We start from the raw sequence: 25466 nt of genomic DNA, 5'->3' as shown, positions 1-25466 counted from the left end.
GTATTTGTAATGAACAATGGTATAATAGGAAAAACATTCTTTCCACTACACTTATTTTATCAAACAACAGTCTAAGACTTGCTTTTTTCTTTTGAAACACGAAGGATTTTTCAAATAGAAAGGATGTCGCCGATGGAACTTTTAACGAATTTTCCTTTATTATCAAGCCTGGCCGCAATTATTTTTGCTCAGGTCATCAAAGTGCCCATACAGTATATCGTGTCCAGAAAACTGGACTGGTCGCTGGTCACAAGCACAGGCGGCATGCCGAGCTCTCACTCCGCAGCGGTCACTGCGCTTTCTACAGGCGTAGCCTTGGAGCATGGATTAGGCTCCTCACTCTTTGCGGTTTCTGCCATTTTCGCCGTCATCACCATGTTTGACGCAACTGGCGTCAGACGTCACGCCGGTGAGCAGGCAACAGTCATTAATAAGCTTGTCATTGATTTTAACCGTTTTGTTAATGAAGCAAAGGACTTCCCTAAAGCTGAAGAAAAAGAAAAACAAAAAAAGCTGAAAGAGCTTCTCGGACATCAGCCGATCGAAGTCTTTTTCGGAGGCCTGACAGGTATTTTACTAACATTGGCACTCGCTTACTTTTTCATGTAAAAAACGCTCCTGCTTTCGCTGGAGCGTTTTTATTCTTTCACCGTTTTATATTGATTTCTGAACACTTGCAAAGATTTTGTTTCATTGAGCTTCTCAAGCTCATCCTCGGTAATCTTTCCCGTTCCCTTTTTAATCACATATACATCAAGGGTTTTTTTGCCCCATTCATTGTATACATCTTTGACGGTTTCAAAGTACAAATCAAGGCGGTTTCCCTTAATAGCCGATCCGGTGTCAGCTACAACTCCGAGACCGTAATTCGGAATGAATAAAATCGTGCCGATCGGGAAAACCGATGGGTCGGCAGCAACCGTGGAATACAGATCCCGTTTCACTTTCACGCCTGAATATGTAAGCCCGTATAATGGATCACCGGGATTTTTTCCCGTCGACTCAGCTCCTGCAGTATAGCCAGTTGCTGTTACTCTTTGAACCGGATACTCATCCCAGTCAAATGCTTCTTCTAACGGCTTTGTTTTATCCTTAGCCGCGGACGTCGTTTGTGTTTGTTTCTGCTGCAATGCTTTTAATGTCAGTCCTGCATGCTTCAAGTGCTTTTCTTGATGTTCCTGCACCCATTTTGACAAGTCCTTCGCTTCAATTCCTGACACTGATAAAAATGTCGTGCCAAATGCAAGCAGAAATAAACAGGTCATCAGCAAACGTCTGATCATATTCAACATCATTCACCTCTCCTCCGAATCATTGTTCCCAAGCGGAGAGAGCATTATTCAAAATGATGAATGAGCGAACATACAAAAAAAGCTTTCTATAGAAGAAAGCGGCAGTTAAAACATTTGATATCCTCTTTTTCTAAGCATATTGATCGCTATCCCTGACACAATGGCGCCGGCCAAACCGCTGGCTAAAATCAGCACATCGGCAGCCGCTAACGATAAGACACGATGAAACAGGCTGGCAAAGGATTCTCCCGGTGACTGGACATAGCTGACCAGCTTTTCTTTGCTGATAATGAAAAGACATACAACCGGATAAATCACAGCCATAATCCAAGACATTCTCAGCAGCATGTTTAATAAGAAACCGATTCCAAAAAACAAAACAAAAAACAAAACAATTGAGATGATTACGACTGGCAGACTAATCAACCTATTCCACCCCCCTGCGTTGCTTTTAGTGTAACGCGGGGGTGGAAATAAAGTCAACGGCTGGAAAATGAATGACTGTCTTTTCCTGTCCCCTGGCAAGACGGACAAGTCTCTGAACCGCCGAGAATCAATTGAAAATATCCTTTTCCTGAGCAAAATGGGCATGCATGTGAAGCGGTTGTCGTTGCAGTTTTCATCTGATCATCACCCTTTTTCTTAATTTTCTGATAATATAACATATCAGGCTGTCAACAATAAAGTCAGATCATGTGACAAATTTTTTCATGTAAGCGGAAACATACTTATTTTCCTCTCGTTCTCTTTTTATTTTGGCGTTTTTTAATAAAGAAAACCCGCTTCCGCGGGTTTTTAGAAAAACTTGAACTTGCCTTTTTTCAGTGTCAGTCCGAGTCCGCCAATCATAAACAACGAGCGGTTATCAATGACTTTTTTCATAAACGAAGCCGGCGTGCCTTTCAGCTTTCTGCCATAAACAACCCCAACCGCGTTATGCTCGCCAAGAGAAGCCACTGTCCCCTTAATGTCCGGCTTGAATTCCTCAAGCTCTCCGCCTTTAATAAGCCTGCCAAGGTTTTTAGCGACCGTTATGCCCTGCTGCATGGCAATTTGCGCAGTAGGCGGATACGGGCGCTCTGTATCTTCATTCATAAACAGCGAGCTGTCACCGAGAATAAAGACATTGTCATGTCCTGGGGCGCGAAGATCAGGGTTGACTTTCACCCGGCCGCGCATATTTTCAAAACCAGCTTCCTCCACAATCGGATGGCCGCGGACACCTGCCGCCCATACAACGGTTTGCGATTTGATCTGCTCTGGTTCCTCATCTTTTTTGCCGACTCTGACTCCTTCTGGTGTACATTCTTGTACAGCCGTGCCGATCTTGAACTCAATTCCGTTTTCCTCAAGATAATGTACGGCATAGTCAACAAGTTCCGGATCAAAGCCCGGCAAAACGGTCGGCGCTGCTTCCACACAAACGATGCGGACAAGGCTTCTGTCAACGTCATACTCCTTACAGAGCTCCGGCACGCGAGCCGCCAGCTCGCCAAGGAATTCAATGCCCGTAAATCCGGCGCCGCCAACAACGATCGTTAACCTGTCCGGCCTTTTTTCCGCTTCCGTATTGTAAGTCGCAAACTGCAGCTCAATATGTTCCCGCAGCAGGCGCGACGTGTTGATGTTGGCGATCGGAAACGCATATTCTTTCAAGCCTTTAATGCCGAATGTTTCAGGCACGGCGCCGAGCCCGATGACTAAATAATCGTACTGCAGTTCTCCATTCGCAAGCACAACTTTTTTCTCATCAATTTTGATTGCCTTTACGGTATCCTGTACAAAATTAACCCGTGACTGGTTGATTACATCTTTTATCTGATAACGGCAGCGGTCATGATGGAGCGTACCCGCGCTCGCTTCATGCATCCATGTCGTTTCATAATGATAATTGTGTTTATTTACAAGCGTAATGTCAGCATCATTCGGCCCGACATACTTCGTCAGCCTTGTCACCGTCATCAATCCGCCATATCCTGCACCTAAAATCACGATTTTGGGCTTATTCAATGCCATCACATCCACCTTCTCTTTTTTTGCTTTTGTTAGACCCATAATAAAATCATCATTTGTGTTAGCTTCAGCTTATTGGCGGGATTTTATGAAATATATTGAAAAGTTTTTTGTGAAGTCCTCACCCATAGCACTACTACCATGTTTATCCGGCTGGCTCAAGAAACATTCAGAAAAAGATCATTTCATTTGGTTATTATCGTAGCGGCCGGCGGAAATATTTTCAAGAATGGATGGGTGCGTTGTATCCTTACGATTTTTTCTGCTGACTCGTCAATTCGAACGGCAATATGGTATAATTAATAACAATTTTCATTTAGGAGGCAATTTTCGTATGCGAGAGGATACAAAGGTTTATGATATTACAATTATAGGCGGGGGACCGGTCGGCTTATTCACCGCTTTTTACGGCGGGATGAGACAGGCAAGCGTCAAAATTATCGAAAGCCTGCCTCAGCTCGGCGGACAGCTTAGCGCCCTATACCCTGAAAAGTATATATATGATGTAGCGGGATTCCCGAAAATCCGCGCGCAAGAGCTTATCAATAACCTAAAAGAGCAAATGGCGAAATTCGACCAAACCATTTGTCTGGAGCAAGCGGTTGAATCAGTTGAGAAACAAGCGGATGGCGTGTTCAAGCTTGTAACAAATGAAGAAACCCACTACTCTAAAACAGTCATCATTACTGCAGGAAACGGCGCATTCAAACCGAGAAAGCTGGAACTTGAAAATGCCGAGCAGTATGAAGGCAAGAACCTCCATTACTTCGTTGACGATCTGCAAAAATTCGCCGGCAGACGCGTTGCGATCCTTGGCGGTGGAGATTCCGCGGTTGACTGGGCGCTTATGCTTGAGCCGATCGCAAAAGAAGTATCGATCATTCACCGCCGCGACAAGTTCCGTGCGCACGAGCACAGTGTGGAAAACCTTCATGCGTCGAAGGTTAATGTCCTGACACCATTCGTCCCTGCGGAGCTGATCGGTGAAGACAAAATTGAACAGCTTGTGCTTGAAGAAGTGAAAGGCGACCGCAAAGAGATTTTAGAAATTGATGACTTAATCGTCAACTACGGTTTCGTTTCATCTCTTGGACCGATCAAAAACTGGGGCCTGGACATCGAGAAAAATTCCATTGTCGTGAAATCAACAATGGAAACAAATATCGAAGGCTTCTTTGCAGCAGGTGACATTTGTACATACGAAGGAAAAGTCAACCTGATTGCCAGCGGCTTCGGTGAGGCACCGACAGCAGTGAACAACGCCAAGGCTTACATGGACCCGAAAGCCCGCGTACAGCCTCTTCACTCAACAAGTCTTTTTGAAAATAAATAATAAAAAAAAGGAGTTTGTGTCAGGTGACACAGCTCCTTTTTTATTTGAAGATATTTATATAATTCAATGCAGTTCCTACAACCAGCGCAATCACAAGGGCTGCGACTACCCAGATCATTGCCATAATAATGCGGTCCTGAATCTTTTGGGACTTCGGTGTTTTTTCTTCGTTTTGGGCCATCTTATTCGCTCCTTTCCCATGTCCATGCCATAAAGAAAGCCTGGTGCTGAACGACCAAGCTTTGCTGAACGTATATCATTCGCGTTTTGATCCGCTCTCTAAGACCATTCGTTAAAACTATGATACCTAAACTCATTCTGCATGACAAGCTTCGGCACTTGCACCACACCTGCCAGAAAATAATATTGTTTGACATCCTAAATAAAACAGAGTACATTATATAAGGCGAACATTTCATATAATATACTTTTAAATATTCGTTTTTAGGAGTGAAAACCATGGAAAATGTGTTTGATTACGAAGATATTCAGCTAATTCCTGCAAAATGTATTGTAAATAGCCGTTCAGAATGTGATACATCCGTACGTTTAGGCGGACGCACCTTTAAATTACCCGTCGTCCCTGCCAATATGCAGACGATTATAGATGAAAAGCTTGCGATTCAACTAGCCGAAAATGGTTACTTTTATGTCATGCACCGATTCGAGCCTGAAACACGAATTGATTTTATTAAAGACATGAACGCACGCGGATTATTCTCTTCTATCAGCGTGGGCGTTAAAGAGGAGGAGTATGAATTTGTCCGCCAGCTGGCAGAAGAAAATTTGGCTCCTGAATATGTGACAATTGACATTGCTCACGGTCACTCAAATGCTGTCATTGAAATGATTCAGCACCTCAAAAAACATTTGCCGGACAGCTTTGTGATTGCTGGCAATGTCGGAACGCCCGAAGCGGTCAGAGAGCTTGAAAATGCGGGGGCGGATGCCACTAAAGTCGGCATCGGACCGGGAAAAGTATGTATTACGAAAATCAAAACCGGCTTTGGCACAGGCGGCTGGCAATTAGCGGCGCTGCGCTGGTGCGCCAAAGCTGCGAGCAAACCGATTATCGCCGATGGCGGCATCCGCACCCATGGCGACATCGCAAAATCAATCCGATTCGGCGCGACGATGGTCATGATCGGTTCACTATTTGCCGGACACGAAGAATCGCCAGGCCAAACGATCGAAAAAGACGGAAAGCTTTACAAAGAGTACTTCGGCTCAGCCTCTGAATTCCAAAAAGGCGAAAAGAAAAATGTCGAGGGCAAAAAAATGCACGTGGCCCATAAAGGCTCAATTAAGAATACATTGATTGAAATGGAGCAGGATCTTCAATCTTCCATTTCTTACGCAGGCGGAACAAAGCTTGACGCCATCCGCAATGTGGATTATGTAATTGTAAAGAATTCGATTTTTAACGGGGATAAATATTAATCATAAAAAACGCCAAGTCAGCGGCGACGCTTGACTTGGCGTTTTCTGTTACTTCTTCAGCAAAGTATGCTTATATTCGCTTTTTGAATGTATCTTTCATCAGTTCTGCCATTTGTTTTGCATTTGGATTTTCTTCATGTTGCAACTGATCAATGATGTTCATATAATCTTTTTCATTTCGGTTCTGGCTTAATTTATATGCCGCCTGAATGTCTTCCACCTTAATCTTAAATCCAACAATACCTTTCAATTCACGTTCTAAGAGTTTTGGAGAAAGCTTATCCCATAAAACAGGATGATCACGATGTTTTTCGTATTTCTCCAGCATGATTGTTAATTCTTCTGCTAGTTCATCTTTCTCTAACATACTTGCTTTTCCATACATGTGGACAGCCTGATAATTCCACGTCGGAACATTTTCGCGTGAATACCAGGAAGAAGAAATATAAGCGTGCGGTCCCTGAAACATCACAAGCACATCTTCACAGGCTTCAAACGTTCTCCACTGAGGATTTCCATAAGCGAAATGCCCCGTAATATAGTAATGATCGCCTTTTTTATGAAATCCTAACGGCAAATGAGTGGCAATTGGTTTTCCTTGTTCTGTTGTGACAATCGTACCAAAGGCGTTTTCTTGTACAAAATTCCAAATGTCTTCAGCATTTGTGACCTTAAAATATTTTGGAATATACATCAACATCCACCCTTTGAAAAATATGATGTGAGCGTTTTGGTCATGATTAAGTCTGTTTGTTCTTCATCCCCCATATAAAATGAGTGGGCGCCAGTCTGAACAAACCCCCTTTTCTTATAAAAGGCAATGGCATTTTCGTTTTTTTCCCATACACCTAGCCAAATGTTCTTTTTATTACGTTCCAGCGCAATTTCTATCGCTTTATTCAGCAGATGTTTGCCAAGCCCATGCTTTTGAAAGTTGTTCTTTACATAAATTCTCTCGATTTCAAGTGATTCAGCGCCCATTTCTTCAGACTGCGCATCATCGATGTTGACTTTTACATATCCAGCGACTTCATGATCAAAGTAAACAAAAAAGAATTCCGAAGACATATTGGATAATTCCTTTTCCAACTGCTTCGTGTTAAATGCCCTTTCTAAATAGGCTTTCATATTTTCAGGTGAATTCTGATCTTTAAAAGTGTCGTTGAATGTTTCGATACTCAATTGTTGGAGTATTTGTAAATCTTCCCGGCTGCATTTTTTAATGTTTACGCTCATGTTCGGACTTAGCTCCTTTATATAAAATCACGGAACAGATACTGACCTTGTTACCATTCCACCAAAAATCTTCTCCATCATCAACTCCTTAATGTTATTTTTGTTGCAATTGCAATAAAATACTATGTATTAAATATAGCGTAACTTCGCTGTATTTACAACAAAATACAAAATAACGACAATACAGGATTTCTCTGTCCGAAACACTCGGACCTCTGCTTCATTTTTAAAATGCAGAGCATAATAAAAACGCCTCCCTTAACGATAATTTATCGCTAAGAAAAGCGTCAGTAATAATTGCTATCCGTTTTTAGTGCTTAGCACTCTTCAGGCTTGCCTGCATTCGTTGCTGTTCTGAACGAAGAACCGCAGCCGCATGAAGCGATGGCGTTTGGATTGTCGATGGTGAAGCCGCCGCCGAGCATGGATTGTTTATAATCAATCACGGTGCCGTTCATGATGTCGAGGCTTTCTTTGTCAACTAGAACAGTGATGCCGTGCTGATCAAACACACTGTCTGATTCACTTTTTTCATGCTCAAAGCCCATGCCGTAAGAAAGCCCGCTGCAGCCGCCGCCTTTGACGCCTACGCGCAGAAATGCGTTTTCTTCCTCATGCTCTTTCATCATATCTTTTATATGCAAAGCTGCTGCTTCTGTAATTGTTACCGGGTTGCTCATCATTGTGAACCTCCTTTTAAAAACCGGTTGCTGTCTTTTATTATAAACATGATCGTCCCAATTCTCAAACAAGGTGTTTTACAAGAAATAGACACCCTCACAAACGGTTTCGGCAGGCCCTGTCATCATCACATGGCCGTTATCTTTCCAGTTTATCACCAAATCACCGCCTGCTAAATGCACCGTGATGTCTTGATTTCGTTTTGATACGCCGTTCAACACAGATGCGACAGCCGCTGCACATGCCCCTGTCCCGCATGCCTGTGTAATGCCTGATCCCCGTTCCCAGACGCGGAAATGCAGTTCTTGTTCATTCACGGTTTCGACGAATTCCACATTGACGCCTTCCGGAAATCTCGGGTCTTTCTCAATCACCGGTCCCAGTGTCGTTAAGGGTGCCTGTTCGATGTCAGCGATCGGAAAAACGATATGCGGATTTCCCATTGAAACGGCAGTGCCTGTTAGCTCAACTTCACCAAATGCCATGGTTTCATTGATTGTGTGCTCTTCCCCGCCGTCAAGCATCGGGAGCTCGGATTTTGATAAGCGCGGTTCGCCCATATCGACAGTGACCACATTCACTTTTCCATTTTCAACTTGAACCTCCGCTTTCACAAGCCCGGAGAGGGTTTCAATCAGAAAAGATGTTTCCTCAACCAGCTTATGCTCATATGCGTATTTTGCGACGCAGCGCAGGCCGTTGCCGCAGTTTTTCCCTTCAGACCCGTCATTATTAAAAATCCGCATTTTAACAGGCGCTTGATCTGATGGGCATATCAGGATCATTCCGTCAGAACCGATCCCTGTATAAACAGAAGAAACCTGAATTGCAATCTCTGACAGTTTTTCTTCAGGAAGCTGTTCTTCAAATTGATTCACATAAATATAATTGTTTCCCAGGCCGTGCATTTTGGTAAATCGAAATGAGTTCATAGGTGCCTCCAACTTTTTTCTTTTTCTTAGTATAAAAGCTATTATAAACGGACACAATACAATTATCCCCCGTTTTTCATACATAAAAGCTCCTTGCACTGACGCAAGGAGCTTTTATTGTTTATATAAACATGCCGGCAATAGCTGCGCTGAGCAGATTGGCTAATGTTCCCGCAAGAACAGCCTTCAGGCCGAGACGTGCGATATCCGAACGGCGGCTGGGCGCTAATCCGCCAAGCGTACCAAGCATAATCGCTATTGAGGAAAAATTGGCGAATCCGCATAACGCAAAACTAATAATGGTAGCCGTTTTCTTAGAAAACTCGCCGATGTGCGGACCGAAATTAGAATAAGCGACAAACTCATTCAGCACCAATTTCTGGCCGATATAGCTTCCAGCCTGCAATGCTTCATGCCAAGGCACGCCAATCAAAAAGGCGATAGGAGAAAACACATAGCCGAGAATGGATTCTAATGTGACGCCTTTTAAGCCGAACAAACCGAAAGCCCCGCCGAGAATACCGTTTACTACAGCGATTAACGCAACGAACGCTAGCAGCATCGCCCCAACATTTAACGCAATTTGCAGTCCTGTTGACGCTCCCTTTGCAGCTGCGTCAATGACATTGGCTGCGCCTTCGCCTTCATCCATTTTAAAGTCGCTATTTACGGTTTGCGTTTTTTCCGTTTCGGGTATAATCAATTTACCAAACACAAGTCCAGCTGGAGCAGCCATAAAGCTGGCCGCCAGCAAGTATTCAATCGGAATACCAAGAAGCGCGTACCCAAACAAGGTAGATCCCGCAACAGCCGATAGTCCGCTCGTCATAATCGTAAACAACTCAGAGCGCGTCAGCCCGGCAATCAGGGGCTTGATCACTAACGGAGATTCTGATTGTCCTACAAAAATATTGGCAGCCGCTGCCAGAGATTCCGTTTTGCTTGTTCCAAGGAGCTTCGACAATCCGCCGCCAATGACACGGAAAACGAGCTGCATGATTTTCAAATGATATAAAACTGCAATCAGTGCTGAGAAGAAAATGATAACGGGCAGTACACTTAATGCAAATGCCGGACTGTCGCCGACCTTTAAAAGCGGTCCAAAAATAAAACTGATGCCTTCATTCGCATAGTCAATCAGAAGCTGTACACGGCTTGAAAACCATAAAAAAACAGCGCGTCCCGCTTCCCATTTCAACACGATGTATCCAAACGCCACCTGTGTGCATAAACCAACAATGACGGTTCTTATCTTAATATTGCTTTTCTTTTCTGAAAATAAAAACGCGATAGCAATGATCGCAACTGCGCCCAGCAGTCCCCACAGAACATTCATGAATACTCGTACACCTCTTAAATTTTATTTAAAAAATATCTTTTATACGATAACAATAATATTTTTTGATGTCTACACATTTTTTTAGTTCTTTTGTACGACAAAATAAAAAAGGGCCTGTCCAGGCCCTTTTCTTTAAAACATTGGATTTTCTTCAATAAAGGTATATATATTCTCAACAAGCTCAGCAGGCGTTTCACCCATGACGACTTCTCCGTTTACCAGAGCGAAAAGCGATTCCATACATGTCCCGCAGTAGCTTAAGCAGCCGTATTCAAGGACATCCAGGTTGGGATCCTTCTCTAAAATCGCCCTAGCTTCCTGAGAGCCGTGAGCCAGATTGCTGACACAAAATTCAATCATTGGATTCATGCGGTTTCACCTCACATACATCCATTATCGCGAATTTTTTACGATTCGTCAAAGACAACGGACTGTTCAAAATTTATTATCGTAACATATCATTTCTTGTATAACGTTTTACTAATTTGCGCTTTCAGGCTAAATTGTAGGTTATTTTGAAACTATTATTGTGATTTTAGATCAAATTCGATATAATTCTAGATGTTATTTTACATAGTTCGTATTTTCTTCAATGTGTCTATCATACTCTTCGGATTAAAGGGGAATTCAAATGAAAAAATTGGTCTTGATCGGCGGAGGTTACGGGAACATGCGTGTTCTTCATCGCTTATTGCCAAACCAGCTGCCTGATGATGTTTCAATCACGTTAATTGACAGAAATCCTTATCACTGCTTGAAAACAGAATATTATGCCCTTGCCGCAGGCACAATTTCTGACCACCATATTAGAGTGTCATTCCCAGAGCACCCTCGCCTGGATGTCCAATACGGTGATATCACATCAATTAATATTGCACAAAAACAAGTGCTGTTCCAAAATCGTGAACCGATTTCTTACGATGACGCCGTCATCGGGCTCGGCTGTGAGGATAAATATCACAACGTGCCGGGAGCGCCTGAATTCACCTACAGCATTCAAACCATCGATCAGTCCCGTGAAACCTACCAAAAGCTGAATAACCTGAGCGCTAATGCCACCGTCGCCATTGTCGGAGCGGGCTTAAGCGGTGTTGAGCTTGCAAGTGAATTGAGAGAAAGCCGTGATGACCTGAACATTATTTTGTTCGACCGCGGTAATCTCATTTTATCAAGCTTTCCCGAGCGTTTGAGCAAATATGTGCAAAAATGGTTCGAAGAGCACGGTGTCCGCATTATTAACAGGGCAAATATCACAAAAGTAGAAGAAGGCGTTGTGTATAACCACGATGATCCGATTTCTACAGACGCCATCGTGTGGACTGCCGGCATACAGCCAAACAAAGTTGTCAGAGACTTAGATGTGGAGAAGGACGCACAAGGGCGTATTGTATTAACGCCTCATCACAATCTTCCAGGTGATGAACATCTGTATGTTGTCGGCGATTGCGCCAGCCTTCCTCATGCACCGAGCGCCCAGCTGGCAGAGGCTCAAGCAGAGCAGATTGTCCAAATCTTGCAAAAACGCTGGAATGGAGAAGCCCTGCCTGAATCAATGCCGCAGTTTAAGCTGAAAGGCGTCCTCGGTTCACTTGGAAAAAAAGCCGGCTTCGGGCTTGTTGCTGACCGTCCGCTGATCGGCCGTGTTCCGCGTATGCTAAAATCCGGCTTGCTGTGGATGTACAAACACCATAACGGTTAATGATAGAGAAGAACCGCTGATCAGGTCAGCGGTTTAAATGATTACAAACGGCTAAAACGGTTTTAGTTTTAGCCGTTTTCATCTTTTCAGCGTGTTTGAAAACCCTTGAAGTCTAGGAAAGGCGAGCATTGGAGCGGAGCGAATGTTTTCATTCGTGAGCACCAACGCACAGGCTTGACAACGAATGCGAGGGTTTGTCCACACGCTGGAACCGCTGATCAAGTCAGCGGTTTTCTATATACCCATGCTTCTCCATTTCCTCATAAACGTCTTTTAATTTTGGATTGCCTTCACCGACAATTTTGTCTTCTACGAGTACAAGCGGATAAAAATACTCGTCATTTCTGATTTTTTCCGCAAGCTCTTTCACATGTTCATTGTCTGGCGGCTCATGAATATCGATGTATTGCATCTCAAAAGGCTGATTCGGATATTTTCTTTTCAGCGCAGCCTCAAGCCACTCGTATGTATCCTTGGCTGTCGGCATATTGACACAGCTCGCACAAACGGTTTCTGCCCCGTACACGCTGAGCATGATTGGTTTCATCACTGCAAATGCCCCCTTCTCCTAGGTAAGTCCTTTCTTTAAGTATACAGAGCCAAAGAGCGTTTTTATAGAAAAAAACCGTTTTTGTGTTGAAGTCTGAATGTGCTATAATAGGGAAAGCAACTTTGCAAACCAAACAATAGATTTTTATTGTTACACTGAATATAATGGTTTTATGACGACGAAAGGAGCGAATGTCATGACTGAAGTTGAAATGAAAGAACAGGTGCAGGAAGTACTGGACAAACTTCGTCCGTTTTTACTTCGTGACGGCGGTGACTGTGAGCTTGTAGACGTAGATGAAGGTATTGTTAAGCTTCGTCTTCTAGGCGCATGCGGCAGCTGCCCAAGTTCAACAATTACGCTGAAAGCCGGAATTGAGCGCGCTCTTCTAGAAGAAGTGCCGGGTGTCGTTGAAGTAGAACAAGTCTTTTAATCAAGCAGCCAGGCTGACATTTAATCAGCCTGGCTTTTTTATTAGAGATATTGGTCAAACCATGAGCTGATATAATTCAGGCGCTTGATCCGCTGTCTTGGGTGTCCGGTGCGTGACAAATTGTGCGACGCTTTCGGAAAACGGACAAGCATCGTTTCCTTGCCCATTTTTTTCAGAGCGATAAACAGCTGCTCCGCCTGCTCGATCGGGCATCGGTCATCCCGCTCGCTATGCAGAATCAAAAGCGGTGTCTTAACGTTTGCTGCGTATTTTAAAGGAGACCGGTCCCAGAGCTTTTCTGTGTCCTCAAACATGTCATGCTCAAGCTGCCAGTCTGTAAAGAAATAGCCGATATCACTGACGCCGTGAAAGCTGATCCAATTTGATATTGAGCGCTGGGTGACGGCAGCTTTAAAGCGGTTCGTCTGCCCGACGATCCAGTTGGTCATGAAACCTCCGTAGCTTCCGCCCGTGACACCGAGCCGCTTAGGATCAATATGCGGATCTCGTTTGATAGCCTCATCCACAGCCTGCATCACATCGTCATAATCCTTTCCCCCATAATCTCCTCTGACTGCATTCACAAATTCCTGCCCGTAGCCGTGGCTTCCCCTCGGATTGATATAGACGACCGCGTATCCCTTCGCCGCCAGCACTTGAAACTCATGAAAATATGTATGCCCGTACATCATATGAGGACCGCCGTGTATGTTGAGAATAAGTGGATATGCTGTTTCACCTTCCATTTGTGCAGGCTTCATCAGCCAGCCGTTCACCGTCACACCGTCTTTTGTGACATATTGAATCTCTTCAGGTAGTGAAATCGCATGCTCACTGACAAACTTGTCATTCACGCCAGTCAGCTGTTTTTCTTCCTGTCCAAGCGGGATACTGTAAAGCTCACTCGGTCTGTCCGGCTTTGTCACACTGGCCATAAAGTGCTGTTCATCAGGTGAAAGAGAAAAGCTATTGATATACTCCTTTTCCAGACGAATCGGATACACAAGGCCTTCAATCGAAATATAATAGATTCCCGTGCTTCCTTGATCTGTGCCGATAACATAAAACCCTTGGCAGTCTTTCGTCCAAATCGGGCGCTGTTCGGCACCTCCAATCAATGAATCTCCAATCAGCGCATCCGCTAAATGAACGTCCAGCATCTCAGTCAGACATGTGAGGCGGCCTTGTTCGATATCATAGAGCCACGCCTTTGAGAGCGTTGCATTCTTATATTCCTTTTCATTTCCAAGCAAAGCAAGATACCTTCCGTCTGGTGAAAATGAACTTGATCCGAATGAGCCGCGATGAGGTGTAACCTGCTTAAGATCACCAGACGCCAGTGACATCATGTAAACATCATGCGGCTTGCTGGCATCATCCATTTCAGTTAAATTAGCTGAGAAAACAAGCCATTTGCCGTCAGGAGAAAAAGCAGGATCGCCATGATCGGCTTTGTGATTTGTCAGCTCCTTCATCTCGCCAGACTTGACGCTGACAAGCACAAGCTGGGCATACGCACCTCTCGTCAGCCCTTTGCCGTCCCGTTTATAGGAGAGACCATGAACTTCAACAGGTTCATAGCTGTCCTGCTCCAATTTTTCTTGATCATTAGCACTTTCTCCCTCTCCCAAATTGACTGTGACAAGAATCGATTCACCGTCCGGGGACCATAGCGGCTTTGACACGCCATATGGGATATCAGTCAGTTTTCTTGCTTCTCCGCCTTCAGTGCTCATGATATACAGCTGTGCTGCATCCCCTTCACGATCAGAAATAAAAGCAAGCGTGCGCCCGTCCGGAGACCATCTTGGGTCGGTGCTTCGCTTTTCTCCATGTGTCCAAGGAACAGACCCGCCTGTTTTTGTTTCATAGACCCATATATTTGATGTATACGAATCTTTCTCTTGGTTTACTTGTGACTTCACAAATGCGGCACGGGTGCCGTCTGGGGCGTATTGAGGATCGGTCACAGAGACAATCTCTGTGATGTTTTCTGCGGTTATCAGCTTTTTCATATTCATATCTCCTCCTTTTTACATGTATTTCGTTTTCCTAAATAAAAACTCCTTTATCTCCAGCAAAAAAAGCGCCCTCAGCTGAGGCTGAGAGACGCTTGGCATGATTTATACACTTTTTACTTGATATAAAGGGTTTCGCTCTATTATACTTCCCTCTTTCGGAACGGTCAAAGCGTCCACTTCACAATAAGGGAAATGAAGCGCGAGCTGTTCCTTCAGCTCTTCCCCCTTTCCTTTTTCGGTCATGACGAGAATTGTCGGGCCTGCCCCGCTGAGCGCCGTTCCATATGCGCCCTTCATCTCGGCGACGTGTTCTACTTTAGAAAGCTCAGGCACTAGCATCGCCCGGTACGGCTGATGGAATATATCCTTTTTCATCATTTTCCCGACGAGCGGCCAATCCTTGGACATGATCGCAGCAATGAGCATATTGCTGACAGCACTAGCTTTTACGGCGTCGGCATATGGAAACTCCTTCGGAAGCACGTCTCTTGCGTCTCTTGTCAGCACTTCGTAAAAAGGAATGACAACGACAACGTCAATGTCGGCATCCGGGACGCGGATCATTTGGGTCTCGTCATCCTCATGCAGGCCGATCACAAGTCCGCCAACGAGAGACGCTCCAGCATTGTCCGGGTGTCCTTCTTCTAAACTGGCTACATGCAGCTTGTCCGCTTCAGACAGCTTTAGGCCGCATAATTCATCAGCCAGTTCAATGGCCGCTACAATCGCCGCGGCGCTGCTGCCAAGGCCGCGTGCAAGAGGGATGTCGCTCCACACCTTCACATGGACAGGGGGCATTTCTTTTCCGTACAAATCTGCGGTCCGTTTAGCCACTTGATAGATCAGGTTATCTGTACCCGCCGGAATTCCGGCGACTGTTTCTGTTTCAGCTTCAAATGACCATTTGTCGCTTTCAAAGACGGTCAGCTTCAAATATCTGCTAAGCGCCATTCCGACTGAATCAAAGCCGGGGCCCAGGTTAGCCGTGCTTCCGGGAACAGTGACAGAGAACAGCATGTCGGCTTCGTTCATACACGGGCCGCTCCTTTTATATATTCAAGGATGCTTTCTTCATCAGTCGGCAATGTGACGGGCTTAATTTCGGAAATGTCGACCGCTGTGTTCGGATCTTTCAGTCCGTTTCCTGTTAACACAGCCACGACCTTGCTGCCTTTCGGAATTTCTCCGGATTTCACCTGTTTCAGCACTCCTGCGATAGACGCGCAAGAACCTGGTTCTGCAAACACGCCTTCTTCACGGGCAATCAGCTGATAGGCGTGAAGGATTTCATCATCAGTAACTTCGTCAATTTTCCCATCGGATTCCTCGGCTGCCTTTACCGCTTTGTCCCAGCTTGCCGGGTTTCCAATCCGAATGGCCGTCGCTATTGTTTCCGGATTTTCAATCACTTCATTGCGCACAATTGCCGCAGCGCCCTCCGCTTCAAAGCCGCGCATTTTTGGAAGGCCTGTGCCGTTTTTCTCATGATATTCCTTGAAGCCTTTCCAGTACGCAGTGATATTTCCCGCGTTTCCAACTGGGATCGCTAACACATCCGGCGCTTCCCCCAGCTGTTCGCACACTTCGAAGGCAGCAGTTTTTTGGCCTTCAATGCGGTAAGGGTTGACTGAGTTGACAAGGGCAATCGGTGATTTCTCACAGATGGAACGGACAATTTTAAGCGCGTCGTCAAAGTTTCCGTCAATTGCGATAATCTCGGCTCCGTACATGACTGCTTGAGCGAGCTTTCCAAACGCAATTTTTCCGTTCGGGATAATGACGATGCATTTCATGTTAGCGCGGGCTGCATAGGCTGCCGCAGCAGCGGAAGTGTTACCTGTTGACGCGCACATAATTGTGTCATTGCCTTCTTCTTTTGCCTTCGCCACAGCCATAACCATTCCGCGATCTTTAAATGATCCAGTAGGATTGACGCCCTCCGTTTTGACATGAAGCTCAATTCCGAGCTGCTCAGACAGCTTCGGCAGGTGAATAAGAGGCGTGTTTCCTTCATGTAAAGTAAGCGCCGGTGTTTGATCTGTTACAGGTAAAAATTCTTTATATTGATGGATAAGTCCTTTCCACATTAGCTCCAACCGTTCCCTTCTACACGATATGTGCTTTTGACTTCTTGAACGACTTCCAAATCATTTAGGTTTTGCAGGATATCACTGAAATCAGCTTCTGATGTATGGTGTGTGACAATTACGATTTCTGCTAACTCATCATGGCCTTTAATTGGCAGTTGAAGAATTTTCTCAAAGCTCACGCCCCGTTCTGAGAACACAGACGTAATTTTCGAGAATGAACCAACCTCATCTTTTACATGAATTCTTAAAAACTGCTGTGCGTAAATGTCAGACGGCGATTTCATGTTTTTCTCATATTGCGGTCCGACAAAGCTGTTGCCTGTTACGCCGAGGCGCATATTTTTCATGACAGCGACAAGGTCAGAAACAACGGATGTCGCTGTCGGCATGCTTCCGGCTCCCGGTCCGTAGAACATCGTCTCACCGACAGCCTCCCCGTATACATAAACGGCGTTAAACTCATTATGAACAGCAGAAAGCGGATGGTGGTCAGGAAGCAGTGTCGGCTGTACGCTGACTTCGATTTTGCTGCCGTCACGCTGGGCAATCCCGATCAGCTTCATTGTATAGCCGAGACGTTTGCTGAAGCTGATGTCCTCGTCTGTAATTTGGGAGATCCCCTTTACTTTAACGTCTTCCAGATCCACGTTCATCGAAAAGCCGAGGCGCGCCAATATCGCCATTTTCCGTGCGGCGTCAAGCCCTTCCACGTCTGAAGTCGGATCAGCTTCGGCAAAACCGAGATCCTGGGCTTCCTTGAGCACTTCCTCGTAAGGGCTTTTCTCTTTGATCATTTTTGTTAAGATAAAGTTCGTTGTGCCGTTCACAATTCCCATCATTTTTGTAATCCGGTCTGATGAGAGGCCTTCCTCTAACGTGCGCAGAATCGGAATCCCGCCGGCAACACTGGCTTCAAAGTAGATATCGCATCCATTTTCCTTCGCTTCAGCAAGCAGCTCGGAGCCGTACACAGCCATTAAGTCCTTGTTTGCTGTGACAACATGCTTTTTCGATCTCAGCGCGTCGACCAAATATTGTTTTGTCTGCTCAACTCCGCCGATCACCTCGATGATGACATCAACATCCGGGTCATCAATGACATCATATACTTCTGTCGTAAGCACTTCTTTCGGCAAATCTACTTCTCTCTTTTTCTCTACATCTTTTACAAGCACTTTTTTTATCGTAACCGGACAGCCGACCTGATGCATAAGCTTATCCTGATGATCTTGAATAATTTTAACGACACCGCTTCCCACGGTACCTAAACCTAAAAGCCCTACACGAATCGCTTTCAAAAAAACTCCACCTTTCTTTTGATTGTCCTCTTGAAAAAGACAATTGTTAACTCAACACAGACATATAAGTTACAAACATTATATAAGCCCGCTTCTGTTTTGACAAGACAGCGATAGGCTGAATTTTTCGAATGTAAACGCTTAACACATTGATATGACAAGATTCTTTATTTTCTAATTATTTTTGTCAGATTTTCTCCTCACCCTGAGCTGCCTTTGCCGAGCCAGCTGACGCGGGGAACAAACAGCTTCTGCGCCCGCATATTCATGAATTCCTGCGCTGTATTGAGAAATTGTTCATAACGCTCACAGTCATTAAGAATAAAGTCAAGCTGTTCTTCAAAATAATGCTTTTCTGATTCTGAAGACATGTAATAGCTTTCCACAATTTCAAAATAATGAAGCGGAAAAAGCAGACGGCTGTATAAAAGGCGTTTCGAAAACGAAGACAGCGGTGTGACTTGCTCGTATTCCTGCAAAAAGAGAAAGCCCTGCTGTTGAAAATCTTGTCTGTGATGCAAAAACGTATGTCTCATATATTCAGCCATATCACGGGAAGCGTGGTCAAACACCCAATCCGCCGGAATCCTGATCAGTGATTCAGGTGACCATGTATGCCTTTCCATCCGCTGATGGCATATCGTTCCTGAATCAGCGGCTTGGGGCTTGTCATCCAGCTCAGTGTCCACTAAATATTGGATCGCGTTTTCTGACAGTCCTAAATAATATGGAAATGACTCGATCATTTTTTTATCGAATGGCTCGTGAGGAGGGCTATGAACCTTTCGCTGCCAAAACACCTCCAGCTGATCAATGCGTTTTCCCCACAGATCCTTCCACTGGCCGATTCTTCCGGCTGCCTTCACCTCATACGGATACCCTCTGCCTTTTCGATGAAATTCCGCCAGCTCCGCTCCAATGGAGAACGCCCTGTTTGAATAAGGGGGGGCCGCCTTCAGCAGAGCGTACGTTTTTTCTTCATGTTCAAATGTCAGCTCGCCTTCTTTTGTAAAGATAAAAACCGAAACGTATGGGTCACTTTGTTCTTGTAAATACTGACTCATGTAATAAAGCTCCGCCAGCTCTGTATCTGAGAATTGGGAAACGGGGACTATCAGAAAGAATGAATTAGGCGTCTGAAAGCATTGATATGTGTGCTGGTACACGGAGAGCTGCCTGATGTGAATGCCGTATTTTTCTTTTATTGTACCTTTCACCATGATCACCTGCCTGTTGAATTAGGGCTCATCACATCGTAGTCATACACAGCCGGAATTATGAATACATATTTTAATCCGAACAAGGCGCAAGAAAAAGTCGTAAACTTCTCAAACATTTTGTATAAACTAGTAAAAAAGATTGGGTGAAGCTGATGTCAGAAAACGAACAATTCAGTCAGATGGAAGCTAAAGCAAGAGCACGGATGAAGGAGCGCGGCGTAGAGGTATCAGATATTGCCGAGCTTGTCTTTTTTCTGCAGAAAAAATATCATCCGGATTTGACCATTGATGAATGCACGCTGAACGTCAATCGTGTTCTCGCAAAACGCGAGGTGCAAAACGCGATTTTAACGGGCATTGAATTGGATGTTCTTGCTGAGCAGAAAAAACTGTCTGAACCGCTGCAAACGATGCTGGAAATAGATGAAAGCCTATATGGAGTAGATGAAGTTCTGGCATTTTCCATTGTAAACATTTACGGATCGATCGGGTTTACGAACTACGGTTACATCGACAAAGAAAAACCCGGAATCCTTAAACGATTAAATGATAAATCAACCGGCGAATGCCATACCTTTCTGGATGACATCGTCGGCGCGATTTCCGCCGCGGCCTCAAGCAGGCTCGCACACCGCGCGCGGCACACAGAATAAGGGCACCCTTTTGGGGCGCCCTTTTTTCAAATGTATGGAATCCATTCAGTCAGAGAGTCAATGGCGTGAGTCGGTTTTTCCATTTCGTCTGTCATATGCTCTCTTTTCGTTACGCCCGTGTGAACGAGCAGCGTATCCATACCCGCGTTAATGCCGGCCATAATATCAGTCGCGTAGTTGTCGCCGACCATGAGTGTTTCAGACACTTCTGTGCCGAGAACGCGCATCGCCTGCTCCATAATGATTGACTCCGGCTTGCCGATAAATACAGGCTGTACACCTGTAGAAACGGTTAACACAGATGTCAGTGAGCCGTTTCCAGGCAGAAGCCCTCTTTCAGTCGGGATCGCAATATCTCCGTTAGTGGAAATAAAGCGGGCACCATTTCTGATTGCCAGGCAGCCGACAGCAAATTTTTCGTATGTAATGGAACGGTCGATACCAACAACGACAAAGTCCGCGTTTTCTCCGCCAAATGTCAGGCCGTTTTCTTCAATCGCCTGGCGGATTCCTTCCTCCCCAATCACATATACAGACGCGTCTTTTTTCTGCTGGGCAATATGCTGGGCAGTAGCCATGCTTGTCGTGAAAACCTGCTCTTCTGTTGCCGGAATATCAAAAGACATCAGCTTGTCCGCCACCTGCTTCGGTGTGCGCGAAGAGTTGTTTGTCACGAAAAGATAAGGAACGCCGCGATCTTTCAGCGTTCTGACAAATTCACACGCTTCCTCGATTTTTTCCGTGCCATTGTACATCGTTCCGTCTAAATCAATTAAATACCCTTTATATGTTTTCATTTTCAACACTCCTGTGGCTTTCCAGTTGTTATTTAAACGCGGAAACAGGTCCTAGCTCTGTTTCCAAATAGCTTCTGATCCGTTTCGGGAAGTCTTGAAGGGCTGCTTGATGCGCCTTGATCAGCCTGTAAAGCTCGCCGCTGTCAGCGAGCAGGTACTGTTGAACCAATGTTTTGCGGTAGGCGATCAATTTCTTGAGCTCAGTTCCCTCTTTTTCCGTGACAACTTTTTCATCAACAAGTATGTCCATAATGTCATCATAGCTGCCCGGGTCCCGCATAATAAAACCGTCAATCATGTCATTGCCTGTATCAAGAATGCATTCGATTAACAGATGGCCTATACGCTGAAGCGCCAGTCCCCCGAATTCAGTCTGCCAGTCTGTTTGTGAGTTAAATAGCGCCAGCTGGTGCTCGAAGAACCCCAGTGTTTTCTCTATTTTGTTTCTGTCAACAAAATACATGACAGCATCCCCTTTGTGTATATTTATTTTCTGATCCGTTTCAAGACAAAATACGCACAGCCGAAATTGCAGTATTCGTAAATATATTCATCTAATGTGCTGATTTTCGTTTCGAAGGTTGCCTTTTGATTCTGGTCGTCAAAGAAGCCCTTGAGCCTAAGCTGACCGTATCCCCAGTCTCCCACAATATAATCGTATTTATTTAATATATCGGAGTAGCGGGCTTTAAAAGCCTCTTCGTTGAAGCCGTCTTTGAAATTGTGCACCAATTCAAATTCGGCATTTTGAATAAGAATCATGATTTCACCTCTTTTTCACTCATTCCTATCATAATTCATTGCCCCGTCCCCATCAATTGCTAAAGAATAAATCATGCGATTTGGCTACCCTACACATGAGGAGGGATTGATAAATGAAACGAACTGCCATCAGCCTCTGCCTGCTGACCGGACTTTTATCCGGATGCGGAGGCGCAGGATTGGATAATTCCGAGAATGTCCGCAATCAGACACAGAATCAAACCAAACCCATTCATGTGTCGGATCGCAACGAGGCTTTTAACAGGCATGATGAGAACGAACAATTTGGCTATGTCCGCTATCAAAAAGAACAATTTGACGGCGAACAGCAGAAAACGCCGGTGATGAACCGGGAAGAAACCGCTCACATGATATCAAGTTTAACGGTTCAGCTCCCCCATATTCAAGATGCTTCAACATTGGTGACTGACCGAGAAGCGCTTGTCGTATACAAAACCGATTCTAAAAACCGGGAGCTGACCGCCGATCAGGTCAAAAAAACAGCGGCTTCTGTCATACCGCGATACTATCATGTGTATATTTCCGATAATCCAAACCATATGCAGTCCATCGAAAATTACAGCAATCTCGGCTCTGGTTCCAGAGATATCAGAGAGATCATGTCGGGGACGATTCAAGAAATGAAAACCTCCCCGCAAGGAAGCCCCGTCTCAGAGAATGAAAATGCCAACGGAGAAACACACCAGGACATGAAAATCGATAGGAATGACAAAAACGCCAGATGATCTGGCGTTTTGGCATTACGCTTGTGCTTGACGCTTTTTAGATGCTTCGTTTACCTGTTCATCCGCATGGTAAGAGGAGCGGACAAGCGGACCGGCTTCGCAATGGCTGAAGCCTTTTTGCATCGCGATTTCCTTTAATTCTGCAAATTCATCAGGGTGGTAGTATTTTTGGACTTTCAAGTGTTTTTTCGTCGGCTGCAGATATTGGCCGATTGCCATAATATCCACGTTGTTCGCCAAGAGGTCGTCCATTACTTCAATAATCTCTTCTTTGGTTTCGCCGAGTCCGATCATAATACTTGATTTCGTCGGAATGTCAGGCTGCATTTCCTTCGCACGGCGCAAAAATTCCAATGAACGATCGTACGTCGCACGCGCGCGGACTCTTGGCGTCAGGCGGCGAACCGTTTCGATATTGTGATTCAGGATGTCTGGGCGTGTATCCATCAAGGTTTTTAGGTTATCGTAGTTTCCGCCCATATCAGACGGTAGCACCTCAATTGTTGTGAACGGGCTTTTTCTGCGGATTGCACGGACGGTTTCCGCGAAAATGCCTGCCCCGCCGTCTTTCTGATCGTCACGCGCCACAGCCGTAATGACCGCGTGCTTCAGATTCATAAGCGCGACTGAATCCGCTACGCGTTCCGGCTCTTGCAGGTCAAGCTCAGTTGGAAGTCCTGTTTTGACAGCGCAGAAACGGCATGCTCTTGTGCAAACAGAACCTAAAATCATAAATGTCGCTGTACGTCTGACCGCCCAGCATTCATGAATATTCGGGCATTTTGCTTCTTCGCATACGGTATGCAGGTTGTTTTCCCGCATGAGTTTTTTGAGCCCTGTATAGTTTTCATTTGTATTTAATTTGATTTTGAGCCATTCGGGCTTTCTGAGGTGTTCGTCTTTCTTTGCCAATTCCCATCATCTCCAATATCCAATATACTCAATTTCTGACACGAAACATTCTGAAAACGAGAAAGGTGCAGGTTTTATTTCTGCAACAAAAATAATGTTTTTCTAACTAAAGAAAGTCTTTTCTTTAGACACTTTAACATAGGAAAAATTTCTCGACAAGGGAAGATGATTACTGACATTTTTAAGCCGGGTTGCTGCAAACTATGTGTATTCAATATGAAAGGAGATTATTTTGTGAAAGTTTTGTTATCCGCTCTTCTTCTCCTTTTGTTTGCCTTTGAGCCTTCTGCGTCTGGAAAAAAGCTTTCAGATCCAGTGCTGTCGAAACGGATGGAATTATATCATAAAATCGAGGCTGTGACGCAGATCCCTTGGTATGCGCTCGCCGCTGTTGATCAATACGAGGAAAATGTGCGGAGCAACCGGAAAGATCTGCCCGACAAGGCAGGAATCATCAGCATCCATATACCCGATGACATCTGGAGCGGGCCTGAAAACCCAAATCCGAAAGACGATGCGCCGTTAAGCATTAAAGTGTTTGACGGAATCGGAATGGATGGCGATGGAGACGGGAAAGCAGAGGTCAGCAACGATGAAGATATTTTGTATACGTTCAGCCAATACTTGCTGTCGTACGGCACAGATGAGGACAACATCCGGATTGGGCTTTGGCATTATTACCGGCGCGATCAGACAGTGGGGATCATATCTGAATTCATGAAGCTGTTTAAAGCCTACGGCCATATTGATCTGGGCGAGCATGCATTCCCGCTTCCGATCAGAACCGATTACAGCTATCGAAGCACGTGGGGAGATGCCCGCGGCTTCGGAGGAAGACGGATTCATGAAGGTACGGATATCTTTGCTCATTACGGCCTTCCTGTCAAATCCACATGTTACGGCGTTGTCGAAATGAAGGGCTGGAACCGCTTCGGAGGATGGAGAATCGGCATCAGGGACATTAACAATACGTATCATTATTTTGCCCACCTCAATGGGTTTGCCAAAGGGATTAAAACTGGACAAATCGTTGAGCCCGGCCAAGTGATCGGATCAGTCGGAAGCTCCGGATACGGTCCTCCGGGAACCGCCGGGAAGTTCCCGCCTCATCTGCACTACGGCATGTACAAAGACAATGGAAGAACCGAATGGTCATTTGATCCATACCCGCATTTGAGGGCGTGGGAACGATATGAATACAAAAAAAAGAAGTAACAAAAAGCCGCCTCTTCGACAGGCGGCTTATTTGCTGCTTTTTTCTTTTTTTGAATCGGCACCGTCTTCTTCTTTGCTGCTCGGAAGCTGGACAGAAGGCGTGACACCCGAGCCGCCGCTTCCATTATAAAACTGCGGCACTTCGCCCTGCACTGCTTTAATCGATACAGGAACATTATTTGTGACGACAGCGGTTTTGCTAGCAAATGGAATGATGACCTTCACTTTAATTTCGACAAAGATGCTGATATCAATAAGTGCGTTATTTATGCCATAAGGCTTGATTTTGGTTTTGACATCTGTAAAAGCGTCACCGATTAAATTGAACCGAACCGGGATTTTCGGCCCGAGGTTTCCAAGAAGGCTGTTCGGTTACCTGTCCCAGCGGAATGTTGATCATAATGTTTTCACTGGCGCCGCTGTGTCCGGTATGGGTTTCCATCTCTTTCAGATGAGCCTGAAGCTGCTTTGTCACTTTTGTTTTTACACTGTTTACAACCTGTGTATTAAAATCGATTGTCGTTAAGTTTCCGTTTTCATCAGAATTCATTTGAAACATATCTTTCATATTTTCACTGTCAGACATATAGTCCTCAATCGAATCCTGGATCACCTCTGTCGCGATACGCTTTGTTTCCATCTCGCCGATGTCCATTAAAACAGGTTTGATCGAGCCATTGATCATCCAAAGGCTGACCGTTGTTGACAGGATAAAAAAGACAACTGACAGGAGCATCACGTAACGGAAAGGCAAAGGTCCTCTCTTGCGAAAAGGGCCGCGATATCTTGGCAAGAAAATCCCCC

The 25466-nt window shown here is 45.1% G+C and carries 29 protein-coding genes and 1 pseudogene; 8 read left to right on the top strand and 22 right to left on the bottom strand.

From position 1 onward, the window contains the following. Positions 1 to 132 precede the first annotated feature (132 nt). Positions 133 to 609: a divergent PAP2 family protein gene (locus QA442_RS05715; protein ID WP_014665224.1), complete on the top strand. Its 477-nt coding sequence runs from the start codon at positions 133 to 135 to the stop codon at positions 607 to 609. Between the two features lie 29 nt (positions 610 to 638). Here QA442_RS05715 and spsC read toward each other — a convergent pair whose 3' ends face one another. The 4 genes from spsC to QA442_RS05695 all read right to left on the bottom strand — a co-directional run bounded on the left by spsC (position 639) and on the right by QA442_RS05695 (position 3308). Then, positions 639 to 1295 (bottom strand): stationary phase survival protein SpsC, encoded by a 657-nt coding sequence (spsC, locus tag QA442_RS05710; protein WP_080488032.1) that lies wholly within the window; start codon positions 1293 to 1295, stop codon positions 639 to 641. Between the two features lie 102 nt (positions 1296 to 1397). Beyond that, positions 1398 to 1718 (bottom strand): YuiB family protein, encoded by a 321-nt coding sequence (locus QA442_RS05705; RefSeq protein ID WP_014665226.1) that lies wholly within the window; start codon positions 1716 to 1718, stop codon positions 1398 to 1400. 53 nt (positions 1719 to 1771) lie between these two features. After that, on the bottom strand, positions 1772 to 1915 hold the full coding sequence (locus QA442_RS05700) for a YuiA family protein (RefSeq protein ID WP_003243733.1): 144 nt from the start codon (positions 1913 to 1915) through the stop codon (positions 1772 to 1774). Positions 1916 to 2087: 172 nt separating this feature from the next. Further along, positions 2088 to 3308: an NAD(P)/FAD-dependent oxidoreductase gene (locus QA442_RS05695; RefSeq protein ID WP_095432021.1), complete on the bottom strand. Its 1221-nt coding sequence runs from the start codon at positions 3306 to 3308 to the stop codon at positions 2088 to 2090. A gap of 331 nt (positions 3309 to 3639) precedes the next feature. On the opposite strand from QA442_RS05695, the gene yumC reads away from it, so the two are divergent. Continuing rightward, on the top strand, positions 3640 to 4638 hold the full coding sequence (gene yumC, locus QA442_RS05690) for a ferredoxin--NADP reductase 2 (RefSeq protein WP_003220618.1): 999 nt from the start codon (positions 3640 to 3642) through the stop codon (positions 4636 to 4638). Between the two features lie 40 nt (positions 4639 to 4678). On the opposite strand, the gene QA442_RS05685 is transcribed toward yumC, so the two are convergent. Further along, a complete protein-coding gene (locus tag QA442_RS05685) occupies positions 4679 to 4819 on the bottom strand; it encodes a hypothetical protein (protein WP_003228723.1) in 141 nt (46 codons plus the stop codon). A 278-nt stretch (positions 4820 to 5097) separates the two neighbouring features. Here QA442_RS05685 and guaC point away from each other — a divergent pair, with 278 nt between their 5' ends. Further along, positions 5098 to 6078 (top strand): GMP reductase, encoded by a 981-nt coding sequence (guaC, locus tag QA442_RS05680; protein WP_069150234.1) that lies wholly within the window; start codon positions 5098 to 5100, stop codon positions 6076 to 6078. 70 nt (positions 6079 to 6148) lie between these two features. Here the strand turns inward: guaC and QA442_RS05675 are convergent, their stop codons facing one another. From QA442_RS05675 to QA442_RS05650, 6 genes are all read right to left on the bottom strand, one after another. Further along, positions 6149 to 6772, bottom strand: a complete 624-nt coding sequence (locus tag QA442_RS05675) for an FMN-binding negative transcriptional regulator (protein WP_095431824.1) — start codon at positions 6770 to 6772, stop codon at positions 6149 to 6151. Next, positions 6772 to 7314, bottom strand: coding sequence for a spermidine/spermine N(1)-acetyltransferase (gene paiA / locus QA442_RS05670; RefSeq protein WP_095431825.1), 543 nt, complete (start codon positions 7312 to 7314; stop codon positions 6772 to 6774). The genes QA442_RS05675 and paiA overlap by 1 nt, the downstream gene beginning before the upstream one ends. 317 nt (positions 7315 to 7631) lie before the next feature. Beyond that, positions 7632 to 7994: a HesB/IscA family protein gene (locus QA442_RS05665; RefSeq protein ID WP_003244166.1), complete on the bottom strand. Its 363-nt coding sequence runs from the start codon at positions 7992 to 7994 to the stop codon at positions 7632 to 7634. Positions 7995 to 8072: 78 nt separating this feature from the next. Continuing rightward, positions 8073 to 8927: a diaminopimelate epimerase gene (gene dapF / locus QA442_RS05660; RefSeq protein ID WP_014665235.1), complete on the bottom strand. Its 855-nt coding sequence runs from the start codon at positions 8925 to 8927 to the stop codon at positions 8073 to 8075. 121 nt (positions 8928 to 9048) lie between these two features. Next, positions 9049 to 10263, bottom strand: coding sequence for a NupC/NupG family nucleoside CNT transporter (locus QA442_RS05655; protein ID WP_014665236.1), 1215 nt, complete (start codon positions 10261 to 10263; stop codon positions 9049 to 9051). Between the two features lie 135 nt (positions 10264 to 10398). Further along, complete coding sequence (locus QA442_RS05650; RefSeq protein ID WP_003222913.1) at positions 10399 to 10635, bottom strand: YuzB family protein; 237 nt, start codon at positions 10633 to 10635, stop codon at positions 10399 to 10401. A gap of 262 nt (positions 10636 to 10897) precedes the next feature. Here QA442_RS05650 and QA442_RS05645 point away from each other — a divergent pair, with 262 nt between their 5' ends. After that, complete coding sequence (locus QA442_RS05645; protein ID WP_095431826.1) at positions 10898 to 11965, top strand: NAD(P)/FAD-dependent oxidoreductase; 1068 nt, start codon at positions 10898 to 10900, stop codon at positions 11963 to 11965. A gap of 223 nt (positions 11966 to 12188) precedes the next feature. Here QA442_RS05645 and QA442_RS05640 read toward each other — a convergent pair whose 3' ends face one another. After that, positions 12189 to 12515 (bottom strand): YuzD family protein, encoded by a 327-nt coding sequence (locus QA442_RS05640; protein ID WP_095431827.1) that lies wholly within the window; start codon positions 12513 to 12515, stop codon positions 12189 to 12191. A gap of 97 nt (positions 12516 to 12612) precedes the next feature. Between QA442_RS05640 and QA442_RS05635 the strand changes: the two genes are divergently transcribed. Next, on the top strand, positions 12613 to 12948 hold the full coding sequence (locus tag QA442_RS05635) for a NifU family protein (RefSeq protein ID WP_010886606.1): 336 nt from the start codon (positions 12613 to 12615) through the stop codon (positions 12946 to 12948). Between the two features lie 41 nt (positions 12949 to 12989). Here the strand turns inward: QA442_RS05635 and QA442_RS05630 are convergent, their stop codons facing one another. The 5 genes from QA442_RS05630 to cotNH form a co-directional block, all read right to left on the bottom strand. Then, positions 12990 to 14963, bottom strand: coding sequence for a S9 family peptidase (locus QA442_RS05630; protein WP_095431828.1), 1974 nt, complete (start codon positions 14961 to 14963; stop codon positions 12990 to 12992). 108 nt (positions 14964 to 15071) lie between these two features. Then, entirely contained in the window at positions 15072 to 16001 is a 930-nt protein-coding gene (gene thrB, locus QA442_RS05625; protein ID WP_279473826.1) for a homoserine kinase, read from the bottom strand. Continuing rightward, entirely contained in the window at positions 15998 to 17056 is a 1059-nt protein-coding gene (thrC, locus tag QA442_RS05620; protein ID WP_040082516.1) for a threonine synthase, read from the bottom strand. The genes thrB and thrC overlap by 4 nt, the downstream gene beginning before the upstream one ends. Then, positions 17056 to 18357, bottom strand: coding sequence for a homoserine dehydrogenase (locus tag QA442_RS05615; protein WP_095431829.1), 1302 nt, complete (start codon positions 18355 to 18357; stop codon positions 17056 to 17058). The genes thrC and QA442_RS05615 overlap by 1 nt, the downstream gene beginning before the upstream one ends. 200 nt (positions 18358 to 18557) lie before the next feature. Further along, positions 18558 to 19577, bottom strand: coding sequence for a spore coat-associated protein CotNH (cotNH, locus tag QA442_RS05610; RefSeq protein WP_014665243.1), 1020 nt, complete (start codon positions 19575 to 19577; stop codon positions 18558 to 18560). Between the two features lie 152 nt (positions 19578 to 19729). Between cotNH and QA442_RS05605 the strand changes: the two genes are divergently transcribed. Next, a complete protein-coding gene (locus QA442_RS05605; RefSeq protein WP_003243814.1) occupies positions 19730 to 20230 on the top strand; it encodes a phosphatidylglycerophosphatase A family protein in 501 nt (166 codons plus the stop codon). 26 nt (positions 20231 to 20256) lie between these two features. On the opposite strand, the gene nucF is transcribed toward QA442_RS05605, so the two are convergent. The 3 genes from nucF to QA442_RS05590 are packed head-to-tail and all read right to left on the bottom strand — an operon-like array spanning position 20257 to position 21789. Then, positions 20257 to 21027, bottom strand: a complete 771-nt coding sequence (gene nucF, locus QA442_RS05600; RefSeq protein ID WP_071580815.1) for a 5' nucleotidase NucF — start codon at positions 21025 to 21027, stop codon at positions 20257 to 20259. A 28-nt stretch (positions 21028 to 21055) separates the two neighbouring features. Further along, the gene (locus QA442_RS05595) at positions 21056 to 21490 is read right to left on the bottom strand and encodes a DUF86 domain-containing protein (protein ID WP_014665245.1); all 435 of its coding nucleotides are present in this window, start codon (positions 21488 to 21490) and stop codon (positions 21056 to 21058) included. A gap of 23 nt (positions 21491 to 21513) precedes the next feature. Next, a complete protein-coding gene (locus QA442_RS05590) occupies positions 21514 to 21789 on the bottom strand; it encodes a YutD family protein (RefSeq protein ID WP_003228682.1) in 276 nt (91 codons plus the stop codon). A 113-nt stretch (positions 21790 to 21902) separates the two neighbouring features. On the opposite strand from QA442_RS05590, the gene QA442_RS05585 reads away from it, so the two are divergent. Continuing rightward, entirely contained in the window at positions 21903 to 22535 is a 633-nt protein-coding gene (locus QA442_RS05585) for a YhcN/YlaJ family sporulation lipoprotein (RefSeq protein WP_095431830.1), read from the top strand. Positions 22536 to 22550: 15 nt separating this feature from the next. Here QA442_RS05585 and lipA read toward each other — a convergent pair whose 3' ends face one another. Next, a complete protein-coding gene (gene lipA, locus QA442_RS05580) occupies positions 22551 to 23447 on the bottom strand; it encodes a lipoyl synthase (RefSeq protein ID WP_003222888.1) in 897 nt (298 codons plus the stop codon). 234 nt (positions 23448 to 23681) lie between these two features. Between lipA and lytH the strand changes: the two genes are divergently transcribed. After that, positions 23682 to 24662: an L-Ala--D-Glu endopeptidase gene (lytH, locus tag QA442_RS05575; protein WP_014665248.1), complete on the top strand. Its 981-nt coding sequence runs from the start codon at positions 23682 to 23684 to the stop codon at positions 24660 to 24662. A 27-nt stretch (positions 24663 to 24689) separates the two neighbouring features. On the opposite strand, the pseudogene yunB reads toward lytH, so the two are convergent. Next, positions 24690 to 25455, bottom strand: a pseudogene (yunB, locus tag QA442_RS05570) (sporulation protein YunB). Between the last annotated feature and the right edge of the window lie 11 nt (positions 25456 to 25466).

This window comes from Bacillus stercoris (assembly GCF_029772985.1).
In the GTDB taxonomy this organism is placed as follows: Bacteria; Bacillota; Bacilli; order Bacillales; family Bacillaceae; genus Bacillus; species Bacillus stercoris.
The sequence above is the reverse complement of the archived record's forward strand: the minus strand, read 5'-3'. Positions and strand labels throughout refer to the sequence as shown.